The sequence below is a fragment of the Paraburkholderia fungorum genome, assembly GCF_046026025.1.
Taxonomy (GTDB): domain Bacteria; phylum Pseudomonadota; class Gammaproteobacteria; order Burkholderiales; family Burkholderiaceae; genus Paraburkholderia; species Paraburkholderia fungorum_E.
Window position 1 is genome coordinate 137,412 of sequence record NZ_JAQQFL010000023.1, and the last position, 6,635, is coordinate 144,046.

General features: G+C 57.4%; 4 protein-coding genes. 1 reads left to right on the forward strand and 3 read right to left on the reverse strand.

Annotated features, from left to right (window positions below; all coding sequences use genetic code 11):
* The 3 genes from PQR67_RS23965 to PQR67_RS23975 form a co-directional block, all read right to left on the reverse strand.
* A complete protein-coding gene (locus PQR67_RS23965; protein ID WP_408464745.1) occupies positions 1-2,328 on the reverse strand; it encodes a sensor histidine kinase in 2,328 nt (775 codons plus the stop codon).
* Positions 2,318-3,127 (reverse strand): response regulator transcription factor, encoded by an 810-nt coding sequence (locus PQR67_RS23970; RefSeq protein ID WP_408464747.1) that lies wholly within the window; start codon positions 3,125-3,127, stop codon positions 2,318-2,320. The genes PQR67_RS23965 and PQR67_RS23970 overlap by 11 nt, the downstream gene beginning before the upstream one ends.
* Before the next feature lie 425 nt (positions 3,128-3,552).
* Positions 3,553-3,690, reverse strand: a complete 138-nt coding sequence (locus tag PQR67_RS23975; RefSeq protein ID WP_408464763.1) for a hypothetical protein — start codon at positions 3,688-3,690, stop codon at positions 3,553-3,555.
* On the opposite strand from PQR67_RS23975, the gene PQR67_RS23980 reads away from it, so the two are divergent.
* A complete protein-coding gene (locus PQR67_RS23980; protein ID WP_408464761.1) occupies positions 3,625-5,586 on the forward strand; it encodes a YadA family autotransporter adhesin in 1,962 nt (653 codons plus the stop codon). The two genes, PQR67_RS23975 and PQR67_RS23980, sit on opposite strands and share 66 nt — an antisense overlap.
* Positions 5,587-6,635: the final 1,049 nt, after the last annotated feature.

Here is a 6,635-nt window from a genome sequence, read left to right on the forward strand (position 1 = left end):
CTAAAGCGGAAGGTTGACCGTTTCGCGTGGCGGAAAAGCAAGAGCCTCTATACCCGCGAAATCCAGTGTTTCGACGCAAAGCCGTATCTCAGCCAGAAACGCTGCGCCTGAAGGGTGAATTCCGATCATGCTTTCGATCCATTCCTCGATGTCAGTCAGGCGTCCGTCCTGCGCAAGAACCGCCAGTTTGCGGCGCTCGCTCTCGGGAAGGGCGGTTGCCGCGAAGCGGTGTTGGCTCCGTGGGTGCCTTGGCGCAGGGCCATAGGAAGAATACCGCACGCGGTTCGAAGGCGAAGCCTCCACACCCTGCGCAACAGGAACGACGAGTTCGAAAGAAAAAGAAGTACCGCGAAGCGGTGCGCTCGAAACGCGCAGATCGCCGCCCATTGTCGTGACAATACGCTGTGAAATTAAAAGACCCAGCCCCGTGCTGCTGTTCACGGACTGTATCTGGCGAAATGCCGTAACGAGTTTCGACTGATCTTCGATGTCGATACCGCTACCGGTATCCGCGACTTCAAAACCCATGTGCCATCGATCGTCCTGCAGGCGCGCTCGCACCGTCATCATGACGACGCCATCTCTGGTGAACTTGGACGCGTTCGACAGCAGATTGAGCAAAACCTGTTGAAGTCGACGGCCGTCGATCGTCAATCGACGGGGCAACGAAGTCAGTGCCTGGTAGCTGAACTGGTTGTTCAACTGAGAGCAGAGCGCGAGCGCGTATTCGGCAATGTCGTCGAGAAGTGCGGGCAAGTCCGTTGCGACTGGGACGATGTCCAACGGTTGCATTTCGGTTTTCGCGTAGCCGACCAGCTCGTCGATCAGGCCGAGTTGATAGTTCACGCTGCGCTCGATTGCCTGGATAGGGCTCACCTGCTTCGAATCCGCCAGAGCAAGCAACTGCCGGGCATAACCTGTAATCGTAGCAAGCGGCGCACGGAGGTCATGACTGACGAAGCCCAACGTTTCGATGAGCTGCTGGTTTTTCTCTTCGGCGTAAAGCAATGCTTCATTCAGGTCCAACGTGCGCTGCGCAACCTGTTCGCGTAACCGGTCGTGTTCGGTTCTTTGCCAATCTGCGAGTTCGGTTCTTGCCGCTATTCGCTGCTTGCCGACGTGGTTTATCCATGCCGCAAGCACAATAAGATTGGTGGCCAGGCCAATGATTGCAATGACGGGATTCGGATGAATGTCGGACTTCAACCATGCGAGCGCCGCCGGCAAGGACCCAAGCGTTTCGAGGATGCGCAGCGCAAAGTTGAACAGCGAGAAGATCATGGTGAGCAGCATGATCCGCGCGGTGGGTGTCGACTGACGCGAGAGCCGTGCAGCAATGACCACCGTGACGACACCAAACAGGGCGTTGACATATAGGCCCATCTGCACGAAAACGAACAGATTGCCGAATGCGGCCCCTGCAGCTGCGATGCACTCCAGCAACGCGAACCCAACCATTACGTAGCGCGCGGGCACGTTGGCCTTTTCGCTTTGTGCGATGCGCAAGACGAAGACGATGAACAGCAGGACGGCAAGACATCCAAGCACCGTCACACTTCTGGCACTCCATTCGGTTGCGAGCGGCCATAGATATATCTTCGTATAGCCGCGTTCCGCGGCTTCGAATAGCGCGGTCATGGCGCATAGAGCCGCCAGGACGAGAAACAGGACGCTGCGGGAAAAATAGGCGATGAGCAACGCGCACCACGCCAGTGCCAGCGTCCCGCCAATCAATCCTCCGTTCCAGAGTGCCGCACGATCTTCCAGCGCGTCATATGCCGCCGCCGAATACAGCTTCGGTTCGAGCGTGAGCGCGGTATCGCTCGCCACGCGGATGAGGAAAAGAAGCTGTTCGCCGGGAACAAGCGTGAAATCCGCCAAGGGATAGCGGGACGACGATGACCGGGATGGCAGGCCGACGGAATCGACGCCCTCATGGGTCCAGTGACCGCTGCGCCCGGTGTAAAAGTCTACGTTCTGAAGGCGTGCGTCCAGGAACGCGAGAACGAGCGGGGCGGCTGTTGAACTATCGTTGCTCACGACCACGCGCAGCCACCATGCTGAGCGGGTGAAACCCGGCTTTAATTTATCCCGCTGCACGGGCAGGAAGCCTCGCGGGTTTCCGGCGGACAGCGCGAGAACGTCGTCCAACCCCATCTTGCCCGAGACATCTTCGAATGCCTGCATCTGGCTCAGGGTGGGAGCCCGTTGAGTCTGGTTACCCGGCGTGCCGACATCGACGGCCAATGACTGGGTTGTCCACCAGATCAGGCAGAGGAACAACAAGCGGTGCCACCTGGCTGTTGTCAAGATGGCATTACTCTGCATCGACGGCGCACTCCTGAGTGTCCGTCGGTTCCTGGCCGCGATGGTCCTCCCGGTAGGTTGACGGCGTCATCTGGAATCGCTCGCGAAACGCCGTGGCGAAATTCGCAGCACTGGAGAAACCAATCTCTTCGGCGATGTTGGCGATACTCAATGGCGTGTGGCCCAACAACCTTTGTGCAATCCGCAAGCGTTCGTCCCGGAGATACTCGAATACCGTCTGACCAAGGTTCTCCCGAAACGCGCGCGACAGTCGTTTTTCATTGGTCCCCACGAGACGCGCGAGTTGTTCGACCGTAGGCGCATCGTTCAGCCTCTGCGACAAATGGCGAACGGCCGCGCGAACGATGACACTGTTGCCTGTGAAGTCTGAAGAGGATGCCTCATCTTCGGCGTGCGAATTACCGCGTGTCCGGGCGAGGTGGACGCGAATCCGTGCAAGCACCTCGTCCGCCTCGAATGGCTTGAGCACGTAGTCCACGCCACCGATTTCCAGGCCGTTGAGGCGCTCGTGGAGTTCCCCGGCCGCAGTAAGAAATATGACGGGGATCGCCCACGTGCGCGGGTCCGCGGCAAGAAGGCGGCAGGCCGCAAATCCATCCATCCGCGGCATCCGTACGTCCATCAGGATCAGGTCGGGTGAAATCGCCAGTGCCCGTTGATACGCCTGTGACCCGTCGAAACCGACGCTGATCCGGCATCCAGCATTGCGCAAGACGTCAATCAACAATCGAAGCTGGTCCGGCTGGTCGTCTACCACAAGAAGATGGGCATCCATGAGGGCGGTATTTCGGTGCGGCATCGTATAGGCGAAAGAAACTGGCGGTTAACGTTCCCAGTTAACGGCGGCTGATTACGCAACTTGAGGGTTGCGGGGTATCGATCGCTCGCCAGCATAAAGCCGCAAAAAGCATCAGATTGTTAATTCAATTTAAATCGAGCGGTTTCGCTACGGATTAGCAAAAGATTTTTCCCTCCAGCAAAGCATTCCGTCCCTCGGGCAAAACCGTTGTGCCGGTAACGCTGCCCATAATTCCGCCGTCCTTACACAAAGTTGCGACTGCCTACATTTGTAGCTGTAGGTGTCAGTGGTTCGACTGCAGCGATCGACGCCTCGTAACGACAGGCGCCATCGAACGGCACGCCGGGAAAAACCAGACGGCACGGGCGGGCTAAAGCCCCGGGTAGAGCGTGACGGAGACCAGATATGAATCCCTTTATTGACTATCAGACAAGTGAGAGCGGAACGTAATGAACAAGAGCCGATATAAGTTGGTTTGGAATCGTCGAATTGGCGCGCTGGTAGCGGCAGCCGAAACGCAGCGCGGCGTGCAGGGCGAAGTAGGGCAGGCGGAAATGGGCCATGGCGGTAGTTCCCCGAGGTCGAAAGTTGCACTCGCTGTACTCACGGCGCTCACGCTCTCGGCTGGATATGCACATGCAGATAACCTGGCAGTCGGCGGCGAGGTCGGCGGGACGACTGCAACGATAGGGGGTGCTACGGCGCCGTCCGCGAGTACAGGTGGGACCAATCCCGCTGTAGCCGGTGACGCGAGCAACACCAGTCAGAATACGGCGGTCGGGATCAAGGTCGTCGCTAACGGCGGAGCCGCAACCGCTCTGGGCGATACGGCAACTGCAAGCGGCCAGAATGCCACGGCGGTTGGTGCGAATTCGGTCGCAACCGGCAACCAGTCAGTCGCTTTCGGCGGTGGGTCGAGCGCGGCGAATCTTAACTCGACTGCGATTGGCGCTCAGGCACACACGACTGCGGAGTTCTCAACGGCGGTCGGCACTAACAGTTCGGCCGCCGGCGGCACGGCCCTAGGTTTTCAGGCGAGCGCGAACGCGAGTGACGCTACAGCAGTTGGTGTGGATTCCGTTGCATCCGGGATCGGTAGCGTTGCAGTTTCCCGCGCACAGGCAACTGCCCAGAACGCAATCGCTATTGGTGAGAATGCAACGGCAAGCAACGTATCTGCCGTGGCCGTAGGTACCGGGGCGAACGCCAGCAGCAACAGCGCCACGGCAGTTGGCCCCTTGGCGACAGCAAGCGGTGGCAGCTCGACGGCGATCGGCAATTCGAGTGTGGCGAGCGGGGGATCGGCCATTGCAATTGGTCAGTCTACAACCGCATCGTCAGTCACTTCTATCGCAGTCGGATTTAATGCGAATGCCGCATCGGCCAATGCGATTGCACTGGGCACGCTCACACAGGCCACAGGCGCAAATTCGATTGCAATTGGCAACGCGGCTGTGGCTTCGACCAACGAATCGACAGCGCTCGGTTCCGGCGCTGTTACCCGTGCCGCAACGAATGTGAGCAGCGTCACATTGAACGGCGTCACCTTCGGTGGCTTCGCAGGTGCGACACCGACCGGGGTCGTGAGTATCGGCGCGGTCGGTCAGGAACATCAGTTGCAAAATGTAGCCGCGGGCCAGATCAGCGCAACGAGCACGGACGCCGTGAACGGCTCGCAGCTTTTCTCCATTGCTTCACAAGTCTCGGCTCTGTCGAGCAAAGTCAATACGGTTACCGCGACCGTCAACACCATTTCGACAAGCGGCTCGAATGGCACGGTCACTGACAATACCGACACCGCAGTGGGTAAAAATTCGACGGTGTCAGCATTGAACGGAACCGCTGTCGGTAACGGCTCGAATGTTTCGGGCCAGGACGGCACAGCAATCGGCACCAACACGACTGTCACGGCTGCACGCGCGACCGCCATTGGCACGAATTCCAAAGTCACCGCCACGAACGGAACCGCAGTCGGTGATGGTTCTAACGTCACTGGTACGAACGGAACTGCGATCGGCACGAATTCCCAGGTCAGCGCGAACAATTCGGTTGCCCTGGGTGCAAATTCAGTTGCGGACCGGGACAACACGGTTTCGGTTGGTGCGCCGGGTGCTGAGCGTCAGATTACCAACGTGGCAGACGGTACGGCTCCGACTGATGCAGTCAACGTCCGACAGTTGAATAGTGCGGTCAATAGCGTTCGCGATGACCTGCAGAGATATCGCCGTGACGCGAGCGCCGGCACGGCGTCCGCAATCGCCATGGCGAATTTGCCGCAAGCGGTGTTGCCGGGTGAAAAGGTCGTTGCACTCGCAGCCGGCAACTACGACGGACAGTCCGCAATGGCTGTGGGTCTGTCGGTCGCGACGCAAAAGTGGATGGTCAAAGGCTCGATCACCACGGCCGTTTCGGGTCACGGTTCCGTCGGCGCAGGCGCGGGCGTTGGCTATCGCTGGTAAGTTATTAGTCTGTATCCCGCTGCTGTCGCACTTATGTTGCAGCGGGAACGATCCTGCGCTCGAACAGCAGCGTTTCGATATCCATAAGGCTTCACTGAAACCGGCAATGCCGTCGCACTGCGAATCGCGCCCCCTCCAGAGGGCGCGAATCATATCGTAAATAGAAAATCGTTGCTATCCGATTTTTGTGAAATCTGAGCAAAAAAGTATTGATTGGCGGGAATGGTTTAACCGGGAAATGCCGTAAAAAAGCGCACAAATTAGCTAACAAAAATGTAAGGAATTTTTCTGGACATTTGGACGATCTGGAAGAGACGAATCTGATCCCCTTTCTTGCATGCCACATATCATCAGGTTTCGCAGCAGCATCGGTATGCCCGTTGATGAGCGTTTCTGGCGCAGCAGAAATATTTGCCTGGAGAGCATGCCGTCTTCCAAAGACAAATCGGTAATAACATCCTGATTCCAATTGTCAAATATCGTAATGCTCCTAATATCGCTTAGTCTTTCTGTAGACAAATTAAAAGGCTTATGAGAAAGTTCCCGGGAGCACATAACTTTCTTTTTGTTACACGATTTGGCGGTTGAGACAGCGAATCTTAAGTAAATAGATCGATCCTCATCCCACATAGTGCTCATAACGTTGAAAATAAAAGCGCCTGCGCGCGGCATGAACTACTTGCCGGCCATGCGTCGAGGAAATGGACGTAACGCGCTATTGAGGAATCGGTAACCATGAGTATTCCAGACAAAATAAAGCCGGGTCATGGCTCGATGAAAAAAAGTCATCAGTCAGGCAAACGATTGGCGCTCTGCCGCGCGATTGCCATTCCTATGTCGCGCTCATTCGGACCTTCATAACCCGGATCCTTTGATCGTCACGACGGTCCGCTCGTTGAATAGCCGGCCATCTAACCGGCGCTAATTCTTCAATTAGTCATGCGAATTCCTTCGTCAGAAGGGGTATTCGTTCGCGCTGAAGATTCGTTATTCATCGAAGTCCGGAACGGGGGGGGGGGGGGGGGGGGGGGGGGGGGGGGGGGGGGGGG

Coding starts and splice junctions, on each gene's coding strand:
- PQR67_RS23965 (WP_408464745.1), bottom strand. CDS start 2,328: ATGCAGAGTAATGCCATCTTGACAACAGCCAGGTGGCACCGCTTGTTG.
- PQR67_RS23970 (WP_408464747.1), bottom strand. CDS start 3,127: ATGCCGCACCGAAATACCGCCCTCATGGATGCCCATCTTCTTGTGGTA.
- PQR67_RS23975 (WP_408464763.1), bottom strand. CDS start 3,690: ATGGCCCATTTCCGCCTGCCCTACTTCGCCCTGCACGCCGCGCTGCGT.